At 64.7% G+C, this 20,798-nt stretch carries 13 protein-coding genes; 6 read left to right on the top strand and 7 right to left on the bottom strand.

Features of this window, described 5'->3' with window-relative positions:
* Positions 1 to 82 precede the first annotated feature (82 nt).
* From BI347_RS16005 to BI347_RS15990, 4 genes are all read right to left on the bottom strand, one after another.
* Entirely contained in the window at positions 83 to 8,044 is a 7,962-nt protein-coding gene (locus tag BI347_RS16005; protein WP_071116462.1) for a SpvB/TcaC N-terminal domain-containing protein, read from the bottom strand.
* 188 nt (positions 8,045 to 8,232) lie between these two features.
* A complete protein-coding gene (locus BI347_RS16000; protein WP_083338988.1) occupies positions 8,233 to 9,033 on the bottom strand; it encodes a DesA family fatty acid desaturase in 801 nt (266 codons plus the stop codon).
* Positions 9,034 to 9,124: 91 nt separating this feature from the next.
* On the bottom strand, positions 9,125 to 10,021 hold the full coding sequence (locus BI347_RS15995; protein WP_071113385.1) for a slipin family protein: 897 nt from the start codon (positions 10,019 to 10,021) through the stop codon (positions 9,125 to 9,127).
* 330 nt (positions 10,022 to 10,351) lie between these two features.
* Positions 10,352 to 10,783: a TraR/DksA family transcriptional regulator gene (locus BI347_RS15990; RefSeq protein WP_071113384.1), complete on the bottom strand. Its 432-nt coding sequence runs from the start codon at positions 10,781 to 10,783 to the stop codon at positions 10,352 to 10,354.
* A 1,027-nt stretch (positions 10,784 to 11,810) separates the two neighbouring features.
* Between BI347_RS15990 and BI347_RS15980 the strand changes: the two genes are divergently transcribed.
* A complete protein-coding gene (locus BI347_RS15980; RefSeq protein ID WP_071113382.1) occupies positions 11,811 to 12,014 on the top strand; it encodes a cold-shock protein in 204 nt (67 codons plus the stop codon).
* A 65-nt stretch (positions 12,015 to 12,079) separates the two neighbouring features.
* On the opposite strand, the gene BI347_RS23665 is transcribed toward BI347_RS15980, so the two are convergent.
* Entirely contained in the window at positions 12,080 to 12,784 is a 705-nt protein-coding gene (locus BI347_RS23665) for a Rossmann-fold NAD(P)-binding domain-containing protein (protein ID WP_071116460.1), read from the bottom strand.
* Here BI347_RS23665 and BI347_RS15970 point away from each other — a divergent pair.
* The 5 genes from BI347_RS15970 (at position 12,709) to BI347_RS15950 (ending at position 19,047) form a co-directional block, all read left to right on the top strand.
* Positions 12,709 to 13,506, top strand: a complete 798-nt coding sequence (locus BI347_RS15970) for a LysR substrate-binding domain-containing protein (RefSeq protein ID WP_275638319.1) — start codon at positions 12,709 to 12,711, stop codon at positions 13,504 to 13,506. The genes BI347_RS23665 and BI347_RS15970 overlap by 76 nt on opposite strands.
* A 235-nt stretch (positions 13,507 to 13,741) precedes the next feature.
* The gene (locus tag BI347_RS15965; RefSeq protein WP_139167247.1) at positions 13,742 to 14,119 is read left to right on the top strand and encodes a hypothetical protein; all 378 of its coding nucleotides are present in this window, start codon (positions 13,742 to 13,744) and stop codon (positions 14,117 to 14,119) included.
* A gap of 6 nt (positions 14,120 to 14,125) precedes the next feature.
* Entirely contained in the window at positions 14,126 to 14,626 is a 501-nt protein-coding gene (locus BI347_RS15960; RefSeq protein ID WP_071116457.1) for a hypothetical protein, read from the top strand.
* Positions 14,627 to 17,938: a response regulator gene (locus BI347_RS15955; RefSeq protein WP_071116456.1), complete on the top strand. Its 3,312-nt coding sequence runs from the start codon at positions 14,627 to 14,629 to the stop codon at positions 17,936 to 17,938.
* Positions 17,939 to 17,997: 59 nt separating this feature from the next.
* Positions 17,998 to 19,047, top strand: coding sequence for an HD-GYP domain-containing protein (locus BI347_RS15950; RefSeq protein WP_071116455.1), 1,050 nt, complete (start codon positions 17,998 to 18,000; stop codon positions 19,045 to 19,047).
* A gap of 77 nt (positions 19,048 to 19,124) precedes the next feature.
* On the opposite strand, the gene BI347_RS15945 is transcribed toward BI347_RS15950, so the two are convergent.
* Positions 19,125 to 19,904: an HAD-IIA family hydrolase gene (locus tag BI347_RS15945; protein ID WP_071113376.1), complete on the bottom strand. Its 780-nt coding sequence runs from the start codon at positions 19,902 to 19,904 to the stop codon at positions 19,125 to 19,127.
* A 227-nt stretch (positions 19,905 to 20,131) separates the two neighbouring features.
* Positions 20,132 to 20,659 carry a hypothetical protein gene (locus tag BI347_RS23660; protein WP_139167246.1) on the bottom strand — a complete coding sequence of 176 codons (528 nt, stop codon included), beginning with the start codon at positions 20,657 to 20,659 and terminating at the stop codon, positions 20,132 to 20,134.
* Positions 20,660 to 20,798: the final 139 nt, after the last annotated feature.

Below are 20,798 nucleotides of genomic sequence, written 5' to 3'. Positions count from 1 at the left end.
GTTGTGACTCCTTGCAAGCCGCGAATCATGAATCCGGCGGCGCGCCCGGCGGCAAAGCCGGGCGCGCCGCGGCCATCCCCCGTCACATATGCGACATCAAGTAGGCGAAGCCCGCCGACAAGCCGCCGACGATGGCCGCGCCGGCCAGCACCGGCACCGAAACCGGCGCGGTGGCCAGCGCCAGCACCACCGCTGCCCCGGCCATCGCGCCGTACGCCACCGCGCCCACGGTTCCCACTCCGACCGAGGCGGTGCTGCCCAGGCCGGCATCGCGCGCCGCGCCTTCAAAGGCATTGCCGGCGGGAACGCCGATCACGGCGCCGGCCAAGGCAGGCGGCGCGCCGGCCTCGACGCCGGAGAGCGCTGCCGCCCCCACCCGGGTCAAACCCATGCGCAAGGCCGAATAGCCCAGCGCTTCTGTCACGATCACCCCCTCGCCGGCGCCGGGCAACACCCTTACCCCGGTATCCGCCGCCGCGTTGCCAAGCCGCCCCAGCGTGCTGCCGGCAGGCGGCGCGGACGGCGTCATCAACGGCGGCGCCACAGAGCTGCCGCCCTCAAGCTCCGCCTCGGCCGCCGCCACCTGGGCGGCAGTCCTCCGGAGCATCGCCGCCGCCGTATTGGGCCCCGGCACCACCTGCCCGGTTTGCGGATTGACATCCGCATCGCGCGGCGTGAAGTTGACCGAACTGCCGGTCGGACGCTGCGCCACGCCTGACGGCGTCTGCACCGTCAAGTTGTCCGGATCTATCCCCAACGAGGCGACGAATCCCCTGACAACCGGGTCTCTGGCCATCCGGTAGCGCAGGCCGGCGTTGGTGCGCACCCCCGGCGCGGTGTTGCTGGTGGCGTCGTCGGCCAATGCCTTGATTTCATCGATCTCCGACAGCCGGCCGGTGAGAAAGCGGTTGGCCGCTTCGTCCGGGTCGGTGGCGATGGACACGCTGGGGCGGTTGGGCGGCGGCGCGGCCATGATGAAATTGCTCTTGCTCAGGCTGTTGGTATTGCGATCCAGCATCTGCTTGTTGGCGGGGTCGGACGGCGACCCGGCGACGCCGCCAGCCAGATTGCCGCGCACCGCGTCGATTTCGTCGACATGCAGCGCAAACGGCACCTCGCGGAAATTGCCGGCGGTGAAGTTGATCTCCTGGCCTTCGAAATCCATGCAGGTGGCGACGGTCGGGTCGCAGGCGGTGCCGCGCGAGTCGGTGTGGGCCACCGGGTTGCCGGCAGCGTAGGCGTACAGATTGATGCCGCCCTGCAGACCCACCGGGTCGCAGCTCAGCCAGCGCCCCAGCCACGGCAGGTAGTAGCGGGCGCGGTTGTAGTTGAGTCCGCTTTCTTCGTCCCGCTCCATCCCGGTGTAGCGGTAGCGTTTGGCCGCCGCCCGGATTTGCCGGTTGGCCGCCTGATAGGCGGTGCTGCCGTAGGGGTAGTACTCCTCGTAGCCGATGATCCGCGCGCGATCGTCCAGCTCCAGGCTGCTGGAGCCGAGGTGGTCGGTGAACTGGTAGCGGATCAGCCGCGCCGGAGACGGATCGGGCCGGCTCGAGAGCGTCTTGGCCTCCACCAGCGCCAGCCGCTGCTTGCCGGCCATCAGGTGCAGGGTTTCCCGCTGCAGCAATATCCGCTGGCCGTCGGCGTCGTACTCGCGATAGATTTCGAAGCCGCCCAGATAGATCCGCTCGCTCAGCCGGCTGCCGTTCTGGCGCCGGGTCACCTTGCGCACCCTGTCGCCGCCGGCGTCGTAGACATAGCAGGTGGTTTCAGCCTGCCGCCCGTCTTCGCCATCCGCCACCCGCTGCCGCGCCGAACGACGCAATTGATCCTTGAAGTCCCACTCCAGCGCCGACAGTTGCGGCAGATGGACGGCATTGCCATGGATGTCGTAGCCGTAGCGTTCCTCGTCCTGCCCTACTCTGCTGTGGCTGAGGCGATTGCCGGTTTTCTCCGGCTCCAGCTGGCTGCGCTGCGCGTAATGGTAGTCGCGCGCCCACAGCGGCTCGCCCGGACTGCCCGCCAGGCTGCCATGGCGATGCAGCAGTTGCAGGATATTGCCCACTGCGTCGTACAGGTATTCCTCGCTCCAACCGCGGACAGCCTGGGGATTCCCCGGCCAGCTCTGGCCGACCCGCGGCCGGTCGCTTGCGCTGGAAGGCTGCGGGCCGTGATTGGCCAGGAAAAACTCCCGCCCGTCGGCGGCGATCAGCCGGTAGATGGGATCGTAGACATAGTCGTGTCCCGGCTGCGCCGCGCCGCCGTCGAAATACAGCGTTTGCTGCGCACGGTCGCTGATGCGGGTGATATTGCCCACCGCATCGTAGACGTAGGCCAGGTCCTGGAAGCGCGCGCCGCCCTTGCTGGTGCTCAGCCGCAGCAAGCGCAGGGTGACGGGGTCGTAGGCGTAATCGGTCTCCGCGCCGTTGCCCAGCGCGATTCGCGTGCGCTGGCCCTGGGCGTCGTACTCGATATGGGCGACCAGACGCTCGCTGGCCGACTGCGGCTCCAGCAGGCCGGCCGGCGCCGTCGGCAGCGACAGCCAGGTATCGATCCGGCTGAGCAGGTTGGCTTCGTTGTAATCCGGACGGATGACATTGAACACGTCCCCCGCCTGTTCGCCATGCGGCGCCAGCATCTGGACCGGACGGTTGAAGGCATCGAATACCGTGCGGCTGCGGAAGACTTCGCCGCCGCGGCTCCAATCCGGCAAGGCCTGGTCGTCCAGCAGCAGCTGGCGCGCGGTGTCCGGCACGTTTCCCTTGAAATCGTAGCGCTCGCTGGTGACGATGCCCGCCGCATCGTATTGCCGGTAGACCCGGGTGAGCAGATTGCGCGCGGCGGCGTCGGGCTGGCCTTCGCCATATTCCGTCTGCTCGAACAACGCCTCCCCCGCCAGCGTGCGCGCATCCGCCGCCGGGCCGCTGCCAGACACGTAATGCCGCAGGGGACGCCGCAGCGAATCGTAGGCAATGCGGAAGGCATGGCCACGGCTGTCCCAGGCGCGGATGGGTTTGTCGCCGGCATCGTGCAGCATCCAGCGCTCGCCGGCATCCATGCTGGCCTGATGGATGCGGTGGCCCAGCATGTCGTAGTCGTAGCGGATCACCGTCCGGCCCAGCGCATCGCGCACCGAGCGCTGGTTGCCCTCGATATCCAGCACGGTGCGCGTCGGGTATTTGCCCATGGCGCCGTTGTCGGCGATGGCGAGCACGGTGCGTCCCAGAGCGTCCATATAGCTCAGTTCGGGGGTGTCGGCGTGGGCAGCCGCCCGCCTTGCCGCGTTGCGCTCGTCCTCGCCCAGCCGGCCATCGCTGCGCTGCGCATACCAGCTGGGCAGATAGTCGGTTTCCGGCAGCAACCTGAAGTAGCCGCCGACATCCGGGTCGGCGCGCGGATCCAGCCGGGTGACCGTGTCGTTCGCGTCCCATTTCTGCAGCGACCAGGGGTCGAACACCGCTTTCTCGTAGCTGTGGTCGGGATGTAGCGTGGCCACCAGCCGGCCAGGCGGATCGTAAAGCAGAATCGAGGCGAAGCCGGTCTCGCGCAGCTGCCGCTCCGGCTCGAACAAATGGGTGCTGCTGAAAAAGGACTGGTACTGCTTGACCGGCTTGCCCTTGTTGTTGAACACGGTGCGGCCCTTGCCCACCCAGCGCAAACGCGCCGGCCCGAGCAAGGGCTGGCCTTCGCCGTCCAGCAGCAGCGCGGCCGGCACCGCATCGCCGTCCGGCAGCAGACGCATGGGCTCGCGCAACGGCGCGTCTCCGCCCTCAGCCGGAATCTTGGACTGGATTTCCCGGCCGAAGCCGTCGGAGTAGGCGAACACCACCTGGATTTTCAGCGCCAGCCCCGGTTGCAGATCGCTGACATGGGTTTCCCGCGCCAGCGTGGCGGCGAAAGGCGGCTCGCCGCAGCGGCGGTAGCGGTGCAAATCGTAGACAAACCGCGTGGTGGCCCCCTTGAGCATGGCGACAGCCTCGGCGCGCGGGGTGGCGGCGAAAGCCTGCAGCCGCGCCAGCGGCGGGTCGGCGTCGCGCGCGCCGAAGCCGTCCAGCGTATCGCCCAGCCTCTCCCCTTCCTTGCCGCGCAACGCGGTCGCCACCGTCTGGCCCAGCGCATCGAAGGCGGCGAAGCTGCGGTTGCCGTTGGGGTCCACCATCAGGCGCGGCTTGAGCACGCGGTAATCGTATGCGACGCTGACGGCGTTGCCGAGCGCGTCGCGGGTGCGCAGCGGCAGCAGATCGTACTGATAGTCGATGAAGGCGTCGGCGCCGAAAGCGTTGCGCAAGCGGCGCGGCAGGAAGAAGTGCGCCAGCGCCTCCGCCAGTTCCCGGGCCGGCGTGGCGGCCGGCTCCGGATGATAGAAGCTGCGGCCTGACGGCATCCACCAGCGGCCCGGCCCGTCCAGCTCGACATAGCCGCCGAGGTCGGCGCCAGCCCCAGCCAATACCTGGCCGGGATCCGGCAGGCGCTGCGCGCCGCCGGACTCATAAACGCTGGCCAGCAATCCGGCAGTGAACGCCAGCTTGTAGCTCTCGCCGGGCAGCGCCAGCGACTCCAGACACCGCCACGGCAGCAGCCGGCTGAGGTCATTGCTGCGGTAAAGGGTGCGGATGCTGTTGACCAGACGCCGGTACAGCACCGGCAGCACCGCGCCAGCGGCGAAGACATCCTCGTACGGCAGCTCGACTGCGCCGTTGTCAGGCCGGGACAGCAACTGGCGTACCGTATCGAAGCGCAGCAGTCCGGCGACCTCCGGCCGGACAGGGCCGGCGGCGCAGGCCTCTGCCAGGTGAATCAACTCATAGCTGAGCGAAGAAGCCGGCAAGGGCGCGCGGTAGGCGTCAGCCTCGTCCAGCGCATGGGTGTAGTCGGCATTGACCAGGGTCGCCTGCAGCTGCCGCTGGCGGGCGCGGTCGGTTTCGCTCAGATGGGCGCTGCCGTCGCGGAAACGGCGGCCGTAGGCCAGCGCCAGCGATTGCCGGATATTGCCGTAGCCGTCCACCTGCAAGGTCATCGCATGAGAAACACGGGGGTCGGCCAGCCAGCGGACGCCGGCGGCGCAGCCGGCCGCGGCCGGCTCGACTGTCTCGCCGCCCCGCACCGCGAACAGCTTGCGCTCGTAATGGAACTCCAGCGCCTCGCGCGCATGGGTGAAGAACACCGCGTAGCGGTTGGGGCCGCGCGGCTGCACCGGCACGATGGTGAAGTTGGATTCGGCCACCGAATACGGCCGCGCCGATTCCGGCAGACCGTCCTGCGCATAGACCTCCTGCCGCAGCCTGGCGCCCTTCAGCGAGCGGATGGCTTCGCGAATGTCCTGCGGCGACAGGCCGGGCGGCAGCACGGTATCGTCCAACAGGATGGCGGCCTCCTCCGCCGGCGACAAACCCGGTTCGCGGTAGAACTCGCGCTCCAGCTGGCGCGACACCCGCCCGCCAGGATCCTGCGCGCCGGTGTGGTACCAGGTCCGGATCAGCACCGGCGGCGACAGGAAGGCGGGATTGAAATTAGCGGGCGGCCCTTCCGCCCCGCCTGCCGCATAGGCCTCGGTGTCGCACTGGTCCACACGGGCGAAGCCGCGGAATTCGCGCTCCAATCCGTCGTAATAGCCGTGATGGTAGCTGTAGCGACTGACAAAGCGGTTGCCGCTGATCAGGTCGCGGGTTTCCACCCGGGACACCACCTGCACCGGAAACGGCAGCCGGGTCAGCCATGGCGCGCCGGCGGCTTGGTCCGCCAGATAGAATTCCGTGGACGCCGTGTATTCCACCCGAGTTTCCGCGCCCAGATTGTTGCGCACCGACACCAGCAGATGCGGCTTGACCCCGTCCATCAGGTCCAAATACCACAAGGGGCGGCGGCTGTGCGCCGGCAGCGGCGACGACCACAGCAGACAGGCGGTGCCCTTCCCCAGGAAATCCGCCACCGTCACCGAGCTGGCGCTATCGCAGGGCGGCATCTGCGTCAGCAGACGGGGCGCCGACAGGCTGTTGCCGTGCTGGTTCAGATAGACGCTGACACCCTCGCGGCCGCGATACAGGATGTCGGTGGCGCCGTAACCCTCGGTGTCGGCCAGCAAGATGCGCCGCTGATCGAAGCCGGCGCTGTCGTCAAACCACGGTGCCTGGTCCATTTCTACCTTGGCGCCGAAACGGCCGTAGCCGATATTGGGCCAGTAACAGACTTCGCCATTGCGGATGCGCACCAGGTCCGTCAGCCCGTCGCCGCTCATATCGGCCAGGAACACCGACTGGCTGCCGTCGGCAAACACCACCCGTGGGCCGCGCTCCTCGTCCCATGGCGGATGCTCGCGCAACTCCGCGCCGAAGCCGTCCGGCCCCAGCGACGGGTGCCACAGGTTCAACGCGACGTCGCGGGTGATCAGAATGTCGGGATGGCCGTCGCCGGTCAGGTCGATGAAGCGCAAGTTGGCGTCGCGCCAGTCCAGGTCGGGCAAGGAGGGAAACGTGCGGTACGGCTCCCAGCCCGCTGCGCGAGTTCTGGGATAGAAGCCTGGCTGCGGCGCATCGAATTCCACCAGCTCCAGATTGCCGTCGCGGTACAAATCCAGCAACTGCTGGCGTCCGGCGTTCAGCCTGGCCAGCGACGGCCGCGGCGATACCAGGCGCGCGGCCCCCAGCCGGCCATCGCCCAGATTGGGCTTGTAGAACCAGCCGCCGCCCTGCTCGGTCAGCACTCCGGCGATGCCTTCGCCGTCCAGATCCACCCAGCGATAGCGCGACGGGTCGACGCCGGCCGGCAGATGGTCCAGGCTAGCGGCGTCCACCGCCCGCACCGGCAACACCTCCTGCCGCGCATCGTCCAGCGGACTGCGGGAATAATCCAGCTCCAGTTCCGGCAGCGAGCGTTTCAGATAGGCGCCGCCGGGTCTGATGGCAAAACCGGACTGCGTCGCGCCGATGAGGAAGGAGCCGCGCGGCGTCTCTCGGTAACGGAAGTCGGCGCTGCGCGCCAGATAGTCGGGCGTGGCCAGTTCTTCGGCGAAATGATGCAGCATCAACACCCGGCGGCACAGCCGGTAGCTGCGCACTTCAAAGCCTGCGCGGTAAACCGAGAATGGATCGGCCCGCGCCGGCCACCCCCGGCCGGCGTCCGCGCCGGGCTGCAGCGCGGCGTGGCAGTCGCCGTCCGGCTGGCCCTGCTCCTGATAGCGCTCTTCGCCGTAGTCGAACAGCACTTCGAACATCCAGTCGGCGGCGGCAAACGCGTCCAGCGGCAACCGCGCGGCGCGAAAATCCGGCGCGCCGGGGTCCAGCATCAGCGGCTGGCGGTTGCCATAGCGGACCGACTTGAGATAGCGGTTGGCGCCGCGCTCGCGATTACGCTCATTGGCCTGCGCCGGATCGACGTTGTCGGCGTTTTCCGCCGCATAGCGGTAAACCATGGCATTGCCCTTGCCATCCACGCTATGGCAGATCAACCAGCTGAAGATGCGCCGCGGATCGGCCGGATCGGCGATCCGGCTGTGCGCGTCGATGCCGTACCAGGTCATCACATTGTCGCGGCTGATGCTGCGCCAGTGGACATCGCCGTCGCTCAACCGCGTCCAGCGCTCTATCCGCGAGAACAGGCCCTCGATGCGTGGCCGGTAGCGCCGGATCCGGTAGCCATCGCGGATGGCCTCGTCCAGCCCGCCTTGCGGCGGCAGCGTCGGCACCAGGTCCTCCGCTCCGGACAGCAGGAAACTGTCCGAATCCTCCGCGTCGAGGTAGCGCGGCAGGCCTTTGTCGGTGCGGCGGGAAATCATCGGCAAGGACAATTGCCAGCCGATGCCGAAGGGGCCGTTGCCGCCGCCGGAATCATAAGATAGCGACAATTGCGGACTGACGCCGCCGCGGCCGGGGGAGATCGGAAGGGGCAAGGTCAGCGTGCCGGTGCCGCTCACCGGATTGGTCGCGAACGTCTCGCCGATGCCGCGCATCGCGCCGCCGCCCTTGGGCAGGTCCAAGCCTGGCGCGCGGACCAAAAAGCCATCGTCTTCCCCAGGGGAAGCGTCTGGCGCAACAGGAAACGATTCCGGCATATACCCTCCTGCAAGCCGGCATGCCTTGACATGCCGCGCTTCATGGACAGGTTTCACCCCTCAATGACGAAATCATCCTTACGGCGCAATCCGCATTCCCTGCCGCAGGACGATCATTATTCATTCACCATCGTTATCTCTTCTCGCAAATGAGGCCGGCCCAAGCGAAACCGCCCAATTAACGGTAATCATCGCGGCCTCCAGTGCGACCGCATCGCCTCTGGAATGGCGGCGCTTGCCAGCGATGCGGGCGCCGCCTTGCGCACCGAGGCCAGGCGGCAGCCTTCCAACAGGCGGATATACATCCAGCCGATATCAAATTCCCACCACTGGATGGACAATTTGGCCGATGCGGCATAGGCGTGGTGATTATTGTGCAGCTCTTCTCCTCCTATCAGCACGCCCCAGGGAACGATGTTTCTCGAATAGTCATCGGTGGCGAAGCGGCGATAGCCCCAATAATGCCCGGCACCATTCACCACCCCGGCGGCAAACACCGGAATCCACAACATCTGCACTGCCCATATGCTCAGCCCGATCGGGCCGAACAGCAGCAGATCGGCCAGCAGCATCAGGCCGACGCCCAGCTGCGAGTGGCGCGCGTACACGCGGCGCTCCAGCCAGTCATCCGGCGTGCCTGCGCCATATTTGCCGAGCGTGAGGGCGTTACGGCTTTCCCGCCGGTACAGCTCGGCTCCCTCCAACAGCACCGTCCAGACGCCAAAGCGGCGCGGACTGTGCGGATCGGCCGCAGTATCGGTTGTCGCATGGTGCTTGCGATGGATCGCGGTCCACTCCCGGGTCACCATGCCGGTGGTCAGCCATAGCCAGAAACGGAAGAAGTGGCTGGCCAGCGGATGCAGCTGCAATGACCTGTGGGCTTGATGCCGGTGCAGGAAGATGGTGACGGCGGCGATGGTGATGTGGGTCAATCCAAGCGCCGCCAGCGCGTTTCCCCACCATGGCAGATTCAGCAGGCCTTGTAGCATGGACATTCCTCCTTCGCCGCATCATGCGGCGACTGGCAACGCTTGCCCGCCGGCAGACGCAGCCGATCACGGCCTGCCGCGCGCCGCCGCCTCATATCTGCGTGGGCGCCGCCGCGCCTTGGGCGTGGTTGGCCTTTGCCGCCGGCTGCGACCGGTTGGCCGACCGGCTTCTGGCCGCAACGGCGGCCAGCGGATTCATGCTGTCCACCATGGAGCTGGGAATCAGGATGGTGGTGCCTCGCTCCTTGGTGGTTTCATAGATGATGTTCATCGCCCGGAGCTGCAGCGCCGCCGGATGCCTGGCATAGACATTGGCGGCTTCGACGAACTTGTGGGCGATCTCGGCCTCGGCCGAACCCAGAATGATGCGGGCCTGCTTTTCCCGCTCGGCCTGCGCCTGGCGCGACATCGAATCCTGCAGCGCTTCCGGGATGGCGACATCGCGGATTTCCACCGAACGCACCGTGATGCCCCATTCGGCGGTTTTGGCGCCTATCTTCTGGCACAGCGCCTGGTCGGTGCTCTGGCGATCGCTCAACAGCACGCCCAGCATCGACGAGCCTATCATTTCGCGCAGCGAGGTCTGCGCCACCCGGTCTATCGCCTGGCGGTAATCGGTGATGGCCAACGCCGCCTTCTGCGCATCATGCACGTGCCAGAAGATGATGGCGTCGACATTCACCGGCACGGTATCGCGCGTCAGCGCCTGCTCGGCATTGAAGGCGGTGGTCTGGATTCTCTCATCGATGGTCGCCACCACGCTGTCTATCACCGGGATGATCAGGAACAGCCCCGGCCCGCGCACGCCGCGCAGCTTGCCTGCGCGCAGCACCACGCATTTTTGCCAGGTGTTGGCCATGCGCAAGGCTTGGTACACGATGGCCGCAAGGCACCAGCAGACGATGGCCAGCGCCAGATAACCGGCTAAATTGGCCAGTATGCCCAGCGCGATGATGATGGTGACGATGAATAAGGTAATGGCGTTCATGCCGCGTTCCTTTCCTGTGGCCCGGGGTAGACGGTATCCCTGTTTCCCAGCATCGGCGCTTTTGCCGCCACCCATCTGTACGCTGGCGCACACAACATCATGTGCGCGCTGACCTTGTTCTCGCGGCCGCCGCCGGGCCCGGACGCCTTGGATATGACCTGCCGCCGCCGCAAAGGAGATAGCCAAAGCGATGTCGGCTTGCAGGCCTGATCGGCCGCTCAACCAACCGCCTCATCGTTCTCGATAGCCATGGATGGAAGCAAAGAGCTTGCTCATGCGGCGGACCGCGGGCAAGGCATCGGCGCTTGCTGCCCCTCAGCCAGGAGGAATTTAACCGCCCAGCTGCCTTTGCCGGTTTTCCTGCTGTTCCTGCGCGGCGCGGGACAGCGTTGCGGTGGGGCAGGCCAATAGGCGCTCCATGCCGATAGGCTCGCCGGTTTCCTCGCATCTGCCGTAACAGCCGTTGCGGATGCGTTGCAATGCCTCGTTCAGCCGCTGCAGCTGCCATTCTTCCCGGCGACGCACGGTTAAATTCAGCAAATACCCTTCCTCGTGCTGGACGCGGTCGCTGGCGCTGCCATCCGAATCTCCGAGGAACTCCCGCAGATGGTTTTCCGTTTCCTGCCGCGAACGCAACAACGCATCGCGCGCCTGGAGCAGTTGCTGATGCAGCAGAGCCAGTTGCTGCGGCGACAGGTCGGCGTCAAGCCGGGCAGCTTCCGCATCGGCAGTGGATGCGCCTAAAAACGTGGTGTCCCGCATGGCGGCACCTCCTGCTTATAGGGAAAGGGACGGCTGGTCGGCGGCGTTAGAACGCCTCTCCGTGCGAGCCTCTTGCTGACTGGTTTCAGTCTCCATCCTCAACGCCTCGGTTTCCGCCATCTCGTAAAGGGGATAAATCCGGCATGACGGCGATGGCTGGCCAGTTTGGACCGACCAGCCGACGAAATACCCGGCCGCGTTGCGCACGCATTCAATATGGTATCTGCGCATGAATTGCTCCTTGCTCTGATCAGGCCTTGCAGGTCTGCGCGAATAGATGGCTACCCGCAGGAGTCCATCCGATCATGGGCAAACTTAATAGGCGCCCAATCAAATCGTCTGTTCGATTGCGCGCATATGACAATGTCAAATTAAAGTACGGCGCCATGCGCTTTGCCGCACGGGAATGATTACGGTCGGCAAGCGGCCATTTTTCATTCGCCCATCAAATAACCGTTTTGACCAAACAGCAAGAATTAGGCCGCATCCCAAGTCGCAAGCCACGGCAAACGCCATGGATCTGGTCTTGCGGGATTTGCAGTTTTTCATCAAGGCACTCCCGCGATAAGTTTCGGCCGGCGGAGCGCATTGGAATCCCCGGAAATTGCGAACCATAAGCGGAGGTTTTCATCTGGCGCCAGCTTCTACGTATAAACACCATAACGGCGCTCGACCATTGCTCTTAACATGGATTGTCATATTATTGATATGCACATAGGGATAGCATCTGATTCCGTTTTCACCAGATGCGCCCAAGGCGCTTGCGCTTAATCCACAAAATGCGACACCGGGAATACTTTCCTGCCGCATCTGATTTAAACCCATGATCTGACTGGATTTTAAGCCGCTTGCACAAATGGGAAAGACCGTTCCGAAAGGCATGACTGGCGACGCTTCGCGCTGCTAAAACGTAATCGCTGTCCTAACGATCAGTGAATTCCGGGCCTAGAAGGTTTGAGCTCCGCACCAACGCCGAATATGATGCTCGCTGGGCACTCGCCCGTTACATGGATAGGATGGATACGCAATGGCAACCGGTACCGTTAAGTGGTTCAACGACGCAAAAGGGTTTGGCTTCATCACTCCGGATGAAGGCGGCGAAGACTTGTTCGCTCACTTCTCCGCAATCAACTCCAGCGGCTTCAAGTCGCTGAAGGAAGGCCAGCGGGTGAGCTTTGACGTGGTGTCAGGCCCCAAAGGCAAACAGGCCTCGAACATCCTGCCCCAGTAAACCGGCAGCGATTAAAAAAACCGGCGATCGCCGGTTTTTTTTCGCCATGGATATTTTGCCCGGCGTCAGTCGCCGGCATAAGGGCTGGCCGCCTGCCATTCTCGCGGCAAGGAAGAGACGTTAGGCGCCACAGCAGGGCTGTCCGAGCAAGGTGGCCTCAACCGCCTCGTCCCAGGGGGCAGCGGCTCATGGCCAAGACGCGCCCTCAATTTGGCGCTTTCCATCCGGATGGGCTGCCGCCACAGATAGCGCATCTCCTGCAGTTCCTTGAACGTGGTGTTGAAAGGGGAGGCTAATTTCAGCAACCACCACGGGAAAGCCGAAACTTCAGGCGCCGCGCCGCCATGCCGCGCCGCAACGCGGCATATCGCCAGCACCATCTGCCGACCATCGCGATCCCAATGTCCTGCCATGTGAAAGGTCTCAAAAGGCTGCGATGCGTCCCGTGTTTCAATCAGCGCAACCATCCCCCGCGCCACATCGGGGATGTAGGACCATTGATGGCCTATGGACTTTCTCCCTGGGTAACGGATCCTGTCCACGGCTTGGCGCGGCTTGATCAAGCCCTGGGCAAACCAGTTGTTCCCGACCTGTGGACCGAAGAAATCCCCCGCCCGCACAATCAGCGCCCGGCCGCCCTGCTTGGCGAGCGACCGCAGGCGGCATTCCAGCTCAACCCGTATCCGGCCCTTTTTTGTCGGCGGATAGGGCTGGGACTGGTGTTGTTTACGCGCACCCGAACAGGGCTGATGCCAACCGATGCCGCACATGCGTTACGCCTGCACGCGGAGGAGAGGAAAGCGTCGCGGCGACGCTGGCGCGGACTGCCGCCAAGCAGGGAGACGGCATCACTGGCGTCGTGCGCGTGACCGCCAGCGAGGTCATTGGCGTGGAGGTGCTGCCGCCGATCATTGCAGCCTTGCGCGATCAGCACCCGGGACTAAAGGTCGAGCTGGCGCTGAGCAATCGGATGCAAGACTTGCTGCGGCGCGAAGCCGATATTGCGGTGCGCATGGCGCGCCCGGAGCAAGAGCAACTCATCGCGCGGCATATCGGCCGGATTGAACTCGGTTTGCATGCGACGCCCGAGTACCTCGACAAGCGCGGCACGCCAGACAGCACCGGCCAACTCGCCGAACATGCGCTGATCGGTTTCGATCACGCCACCCCATTCATTCGCGGCGCGGCCAAATCCGTACGGGGATTCGACCGCGAGCGCTTCGCGATCCGAACCGATAGCGACCTGGCGCAACTCGCCCTGATCCGTTTCGGCGCCGGCATTGGCATTTGTCAGGCGCCCATCGCAAGGCGCGCGGCCAGACCGCTCATCCGGGTTCTGCCGGATCAATTCGCTCTCCAGCTTGATACCTGGATCGCCATGCATGAGGGCCTGCGCCATAACCCTTCGTGCAAGACGACGTTTGATGCGCTGGCTGCGAGTGCGCGTGCTGACGGGCACGGCGACGCCATGATCGCCCCCGCAGGCAACTGAAAAAAGCCTGCCCCTGAAAGGATGGCTTTTCAACAACCTTGCATCCCGGCAAGCCCCAGGAGGCCAATCCGGCCATCGCGCTTTGCATCTGCGCCGCCCCCCATCCAAGATGAAACTATCGCAGGCCTGACCGTTCCGCCTTTCCGGCATCCCGCCAGCCATCCGCCCGCCAAGAGCCGCGCCGGTCCGGCGTCCCAAATTGATACGTGACAACCTCGGCAACAGGGTTTTCGCCATGAACAGACTGTTTGTGCCTGCCGTCAGGCTAATGAACCGCTTGCGCTACCCGCAGAAATTTGCCCTGATCGGCCTGGTTGCCGCGCTGGCGGTGGCTGCGGCGCTGTTCGGCATCTACGCGATCCTGAACCGCCAGATCACCATCGAGCAGCGGGAGATCGCCGGAACCGAGCTGTTCGCCTCGGCGCAGCGGGCGCTGCAGCAAATCCAGTTGCATCGCGGCCTGTGCGCCGGCAGCAACGGCGGCAGCATCGCGCTGAGGCAACGCCTGCGGCAGAGCGCACTCCAGGTCGACATGGCGCTGGCGGCCGTCAACCGGCAATTGCGGAACAGCGGCGACAATCCGGCGCCGTGGCAGCGGCTGCAGGACGCCTAGCGCGATTTGAAGCCGCAATGCGGACGCCTGCCCCCCGCGGAGGACTTCAACCGGCACAGCCGCCTGATCGACCAGCTGCAGCGCTACAGCGTGACCTTGGCCGATGAATATGCGATGACGCTGGACCCGGTGGTGGATAGCTACTATCTGCTGGAAACGGCGGTAAACAAATACCCCGATCTGCTGGAACAGCTTGCCCAGTTGCGCGGCATGGGAACCGGCGCGCTATCTGCGCGCAGCCTGACTCCGCAACAGACAGGAGAAATACAAGCCCGCTTGGCCGTGGTGGCGGAAGCCCGCCGCCACCTGCAGAACAATATCGCCACCGCGGCCCGTTTCAATCCCGCCATCGCCGCGGAGATGCAAAACGCCCTCGATCAGACCAACGCCGGCATACGGGTATTGCACGACGCCTTGCTCCGCGATGTGCTGGACCGCCACTTCGCCACCACGCCGGAACATTTCTTCGACCGCACCACCCGCCTGATCGATGTCGGCTACCAGTAGTTGTTCAGCATCATCCTGCCTACGGCGAGAAACATACTCGAGCAGCGGATACGGCATAGCCGCCAGCAGCTGTGGCTGACGCTGGCCGGCGCGCTATTGATCCTGCTGCTGCTAGCCTATCTGTTCTGCAGCGCGTACTACGCGATGATATCCAACATTTCCGACTTCTCCGCCATGGCCGGACGCATCGCCAGCGGCGAGCTGGACGGCCGGGTGGAGCTATCCACCCGCGACGAGCTGCAAGACATCGCCGCCGCCTTCAACCAGGTGACCTTGTCCCTGGCCGCGATCCTGACCCGTTCCCAGCGGCGGATCACCCTGAACCTCGCCATGCAGCAGGCCAGGAGCATCGAGGAGATGGGCTTGTGCCTGCTGCATACCGTGGCGGAGATGCTGGCCGCGCGCAAGTTGCATTTCGACTTCCGCGATGACGGCGCCGCGCAGCTGCTGCGGGTGGCGAGCCTCTGCGAGGCATCCGGCCAGGCCGACGACGGCCAGTTGCATCGCTACACCCTGCCCATGATCAGCGATGGCGAAACCATAGCGTGCCTGGAGCTGGAAACGCCGGCGGCGCTGACCGAAGCCGAGCGGAGCGCGCTCAACGAGCTGCAACCCATCATCACCCTCAACGCCAAGGTCCAGCGGCATGAGCGGCACAGCGCGCTGCTGCTGCGACAAACCCGGCAGCAAGCCGAAAGCCTGGCGGAGCGCGAGCACTATTTCCGCGCGGTATTCCACAACTCCGGGGTCGGTTTTTGCAGCCTCACCGCCATCGGCCGCATCGTGATGGTCAATGACCGGCTGTGCGGCTATCTGGGCCGCAGCGCCGAGCAGTTGGTAGGCAGCGACATCCAGCAGTGGGTGGCGGCGCAGGATCAGGCCGCCATAGCAGAACTGCTGGCCCTGCACCTTGCCGGCGGCAACCCCGAAAAAAGCCGCGAAATCCGCTTGCGGACCGCGCGCGGCTCGCATTGCTGGGGATCGGCCGACAGCATGGCGGTCCGCGCCGCGGATGGAACGCTCAAGGAAATCGTCGTGTCCTTTCTGGACATTACCGACCTCAAGGACACCGAAGCCGCGCTGCGCACCGCCAAGACCGCCGCCGAGGAAGCCAGCAAGGCAAAGTCGGACTTCCTCGCCAATATGAGCCACGAGGTCCGCACCCCGATGAACGCGGTGATAGGCCTGAGCCAACTGCTGCTGCAGACCGAACTGACGCCGCGGCAAAGCAATTACCTGGAAAAGATACACAACTCCGCCAAGGCATTGCTGCGCATCATCGACGACATCCTCGATTTCTCGAAAATAGAAGCCGGCAAGCTGCAGATCGAACAGGTGGATTTCTACCTGGATCGGGTGATCGAATCGATGTCCGACCTGTTCGAACTCAAGGCGGAAGAGAACGGCGTCGAGCTGCTGTTCGACATCGGCGCCGATATCCCTATGCATTTGCGCGGCGATCCGCTGCGGCTGGGACAGGTGCTGATCAATCTGATCGGCAACGCCGTCAAGTTCACCCGTAACGGCACCGTGGTGATCGCGGCCACACAGGTGTCGGAATCGGCGCAAGGCTGCCTGCTGCGGTTTGAGGTGCGGGACAGCGGCATAGGCCTGAGCCCAGAGCAATGCGCCAAGCTGTTCCAGGCGTTCAGCCAGGCCGACAGCTCCATCACCCGCCAATACGGCGGCACCGGCCTTGGCCTGGCCATCAGCAAGCGGCTGGTAGAATTGATGGATGGAGAAATCAGCGTTGCCAGTTCCCCCGGCGCCGGCGCCGCTTTCAGCTTCACCGCCCGCTTCTCCTGGCCGGAACAGCGCGCGGCGGAGTTGCGCGAGCTGGTGCAGGACCTGAGCGGACTCAACGTGCTGGTGGTGGACGACAACCCCAGCGCGCGGGAAATTCTGCAACATATCCTGTCCACCTTCACCTACCAGGCCCGCGCCGCCGAATCCGGCGCGCAGGCGCTGGCAATGCTGGAGCGCGAGGCCTTCGACCTGATCCTGCTCGATTGGAAAATGCCGGACATGAATGGCCTGGAAGTCATGCGGCAACTGCAACGCCGCGCCAATCCGATGCCGGCGGTGATCATGCTGTCTGCCTTTGCCCGCGAAGAGGAAACCCGTCTTGCCCAGGCGGTAGGCGTGCGCCACTTTCTGCACAAGCCGGTCAACGCCTCGACGCTGTGCGACGTGATCCTGGAGGTGTTCGGCAAATCCAGGGTGCAGCGGACGAGCGTGGAGAAAGCCGCCCCATCGGACCTGCGCCGGCTGACCGGGCGACGCGTGTTATTGGTCGAGGACAACGAGATCAATCAGGAAGTGGCCACCGCTCTCCTCTCCCAGGCGGGCATCATGGTGGAGATAGCCAATCATGGCCAGGAGGCGCTGCAACAGTTGGCGTCCGGCCCCCCGGTGGAGCTGATATTGATGGACCTGCAAATGCCGGTGATGGATGGCCTGGAGGCCACGCGCCGGATTCGCGCGCAGCCGGCATTCGCCGCGCTCCCCATCATCGCCATGACCGCCAACGCCATGAGCGGCGACCGCGAGCGCTGCCTGGCCGCCGGCATGAACGATCACATCGCCAAGCCGGTGGATGTGGATGAGCTGTACCGCCTGTTGTTGCGCTGGCTGGCGGGAGTGGAGGCCTCCCCCTCCGCCATCGCCGGCATGCGGTTGCCGCCAAGCGAGCCTTCAACCGCGCGGTTGCCCGATATAGAGAACCTGGACGCCGAACTGGGACTGCGGCGCACCGGCGAGAATCTTTCGCTATACCTCAAAGTGCTTGGCCGGTATCTGGACAGCAACGCCACGGCGGCTCACGACCTCAAGACCGCGTTCTCGGCGCAAGACTACGCCTTGGCCGGGCGCCTGGCCCACACGCTGAAAAGCCTGTCGGCCAGCATAGGCAACGAGGCATTGGCGAATGCGGCGGCCGGCCTGGAAACCAGCGCAAAGCAAAACCGGCAACCCGATCCGCAAACTCAACACCGGGCCTTCGCCTTGTTGGAAGCCCTGCTTGGCAGTTTGAGGCATTTTCTGCAAGCTGCCCCGCAAGACCCGGCGCCCGGCGCAGAAGCCGATTGGCCAGCGCTGGCGCCGGAGCTGCAACAGCTGGCGCGCCTGCTGGCCGCCGACGACAGCCAGGCCATTGCCTGCCTGGAAGCCCTGCAGCCGAAAATCGGCTCGCCGCCGCCTTCCGAGGCCTGGAGCGCGCTGCACAAGGCCGTGCTGGACTACGAGTTTGAGGCCGCGTTGCAATCCTTGCAGATGGCCTGCCGGGAGGTGGGCGTGGCGCTGGCGCCGGATTGAGCAGGCGGCATGGCAGGAACCATGCCGCGCAAAGCATTTACTCAGGGCTGGGCATTGAAATGACAAGCAGCAAAGCGGCCATCCTGGTCGTCGACGACATTCGGGAAAACATAGATATCCTGGTGGGCATTCTCGACGCCGAGTATCAGGTCAAAGTCGCCCGCAATGGCGAGAAAGCCTTGCGCATCGCCGCGGCGCAAGCCCCGCCGGACCTGATCCTGCTGGACGTGATGATGCCTGACATGGACGGCTTCACCGTTTGCCGCCAACTGAAGGCCGCCCCCCGAACCGCCAGGATTCCAGTGATCTTCGTGACCGCCAAGGATGAAATCCAGGACGAAACCCTGGGTTTCGAACTGGGAGCGGTCGACTACATCGCCAAGCCGGTCAGCCCGCCGGTGGTGCTGGCGCGCGTCAAGACCCACCTCGCACTGCAGGATCAGAAGCGGCATCTGGAAAGCCTGGTGCAGGAACGCACGCGGGAGTTGAACGAAACCCGGCTGGAAATCATCCGCCGTCTGGGACGGGCGGCAGAATACCGCGACAACGAAACCGGCCTGCATGTGCTGCGCATGAGCCACTACAGCCATCTGATCGCCTTGGGCGCCGGGCTGTCGACCGACGAAGCGGAACTGCTGCTGCAGGCGGCGCCGATGCACGATGTCGGCAAGATCGGCATTCCCGACCATATCCTGCTCAAGCCCGGCCCGCTGGACGAGCGGGAATGGCAGGTGATCCGCAAACACCCCCACATCGGCGCGGTGATCATAGGAGATCAGCAAAACGAGCTGCTGCGCGCGGCGCACACCATTGCCTACTCCCATCACGAAAAGTGGGACGGCTCCGGCTACCCCAGGCGCCTGCGGGGCGAGGATATCTCGCGCTGGGCGCGCATCGTGGCCATCGCCGACGTCTTCGACGCGCTCACCACCAGGCGCCCCTACAAGCCGGCCTGGGAAACCGCGCGCGCGCTGGAGCACATCCGCGCCGACGCGGGAAAGCATTTCGACCCCCGGCTAGTCAACGCGTTCTTCGAGGTCTTGCCCGATATTTTCCAGGTCATGGCCAAATACGCCGAGAGCGAACCGCTGAATGTGAAAGCGCCGTAAAGGCCGATTGCCTGGAGGGGAGAGGCGCAGAAGCGGAGAGCCGACAGGCCACTGCCCCTCCCGGCCTCCTATTTAGCTTACAAGGCTTCGGGATCGATATCCGCCACGCTGTCGAACACATAGTCCGGCTGATAGGGGAATTGCTCCATCGAGGCGCGGGTGGACACGCCGGACAACACCAGCGCAGTGCTCATGCCGGCCTCCAGGCCGCCGACGATGTCGGTGTCCATGCGGTCGCCTATCATCACCGCCTCTTCCGGATGCACCCCCAGCTTGCGGGTGGCCAGCATCATCATCAGCGAGTTGGGCTTGCCGACGATGTAAGGCTTCTTGCCGGTGGCGGCCTCGATGGCGGCCAGCAGGGTGCCGGCCGCCGGCTCGTAGCCGCCGCCCTCTATCGGGTCGATCATGTCCGGATTGGTGCCGATGAACTTGGCGCCCTGATCGATGAAGCGCACCGCCTTCTTGATCTGCTCGAAGCTGAAGGTTTGCGATTTGGCCACCACCACGTAGTCGGGATGGGATTCGGATATGGAAAAGCCCACCTTGTACAGCTCGTTGATCAGCCCCGCCCCGCCCACCACGTAGGCGGTAGGCATCTCTTTGCGGGTCTGGCTCTTCAGGAACATCGCCGTCGCCATGGCACTGGTAATGAAATTGTCTTCGGTGAGGCCGCTGATGCCCAAGCCTTCCAGTTTCAGCCGCAGATCCAGCGGGGTCTGCTCCGCATTATTGGTGAGAAACAGGAAGGGCGTGCGGTTTTCCACCAGGCGGTTGATGAATTCGCGCGCGCCGGGGATCAACTGCTTGCCCCGATAGATCACGCCGTCCATATCGGAAATGATGCTCTTGCTCATGCGGTGTATCCAGAACACGAGTGCCAACTGCGCGGGCACGGCCGCGGGCTGCGGCTACGCCGCCGCAAACGCCACAGCATAGCATGGACAAAGATCGTCATTATTGCGATATCCCGCGGAGCCTCGGCCGCTCGGCGCGCGCCCGTCAGCCGCTCGACGACTCGCGGCAAGCCGGCTCCGGCCTGTCCGCCTCCTGGCGCAGCCGGGCGAAACCGCCGGCCGACTGCCTAATGCAACATTATCGTGGCGCGGCCCCAGTGGATTTTCTCCACCCCCGGCAATTGGCTGATGCTCATGGCCAGCTCGCCGCAGGCTTTTTTCCCTTGCGCGGAGCCGTTCAACACCAGTTCCAGGCAGGCCTGGTCGTTTTTATAGATGGGCATGCTGACCATGCGCGAAGCACTGAGTCCGCGGCTGCGCAGTTCCAGCTGCACGCTTTTGCGCAAGGAAGTCAACGCCGGCTGCGCGCAAACCAAGGTCAATTTCCAGCACGGCGCCGCCGAATCGCGCGCTGCGCTCTTGCCATGCAAAGCAAACAACTGCAAAAAAGTTGCGATGCCCATACCCACCCCCATTAAGCCAGCCAGCGGATGAAGCGAATCGGCGCCTGCCTGCCCCGTCATGCGGCATGGACAAGCGCCCGGCAATCCGGCAGACAGGCATTGCGCCCTGAAATCGACGACATCCGTCGCGGTTCGCGATTTATCTTCTCGTAGCGGCGGCTTGGCCGCCTGCTCCGCCGGCCGAGCCGGCAATCAGCAGGAACCGCCATATCCGCAGTAAACAGGGTTTCGCATAAAGAAAAGGCAAAATTTCGCCGGTTAAAGATAAACAAGCCGGCAGCAAGCGAGACGGCGGAAAATCCCGAGCGCGCCACGGGCGGGATCGCCGTCG

Origin of the sequence: Chromobacterium sphagni (genome assembly GCF_001855575.1) — a bacterium.
Taxonomy (GTDB): Bacteria; Pseudomonadota; Gammaproteobacteria; order Burkholderiales; family Chromobacteriaceae; genus Chromobacterium; species Chromobacterium sphagni.
The sequence above is the reverse complement of the archived record's forward strand: the minus strand, read 5'-3'. Positions and strand labels throughout refer to the sequence as shown.

Excerpts from the sequence above, each read along its gene's own strand:
- BI347_RS15980 (WP_071113382.1), top strand. The coding sequence starts at position 11,811 with ATGGCAACCGGTACCGTTAAGTGGTTCAACGACGCAAAAGGGTTTGGC.
- BI347_RS16005 (WP_071116462.1), bottom strand. The coding sequence starts at position 8,044 with ATGCCGGAATCGTTTCCTGTTGCGCCAGACGCTTCCCCTGGGGAAGAC.
- BI347_RS15995 (WP_071113385.1), bottom strand. The coding sequence starts at position 10,021 with ATGAACGCCATTACCTTATTCATCGTCACCATCATCATCGCGCTGGGC.
- BI347_RS15990 (WP_071113384.1), bottom strand. The coding sequence starts at position 10,783 with ATGCGGGACACCACGTTTTTAGGCGCATCCACTGCCGATGCGGAAGCT.
- BI347_RS16000 (WP_083338988.1), bottom strand. The coding sequence starts at position 9,033 with ATGCTACAAGGCCTGCTGAATCTGCCATGGTGGGGAAACGCGCTGGCG.
- BI347_RS15950 (WP_071116455.1), top strand. The coding sequence starts at position 17,998 with ATGACAAGCAGCAAAGCGGCCATCCTGGTCGTCGACGACATTCGGGAA.
- BI347_RS15965 (WP_139167247.1), top strand. The coding sequence starts at position 13,742 with ATGAACAGACTGTTTGTGCCTGCCGTCAGGCTAATGAACCGCTTGCGC.
- BI347_RS23665 (WP_071116460.1), bottom strand. The coding sequence starts at position 12,784 with ATGTGCGGCATCGGTTGGCATCAGCCCTGTTCGGGTGCGCGTAAACAA.
- BI347_RS15945 (WP_071113376.1), bottom strand. The coding sequence starts at position 19,904 with ATGAGCAAGAGCATCATTTCCGATATGGACGGCGTGATCTATCGGGGC.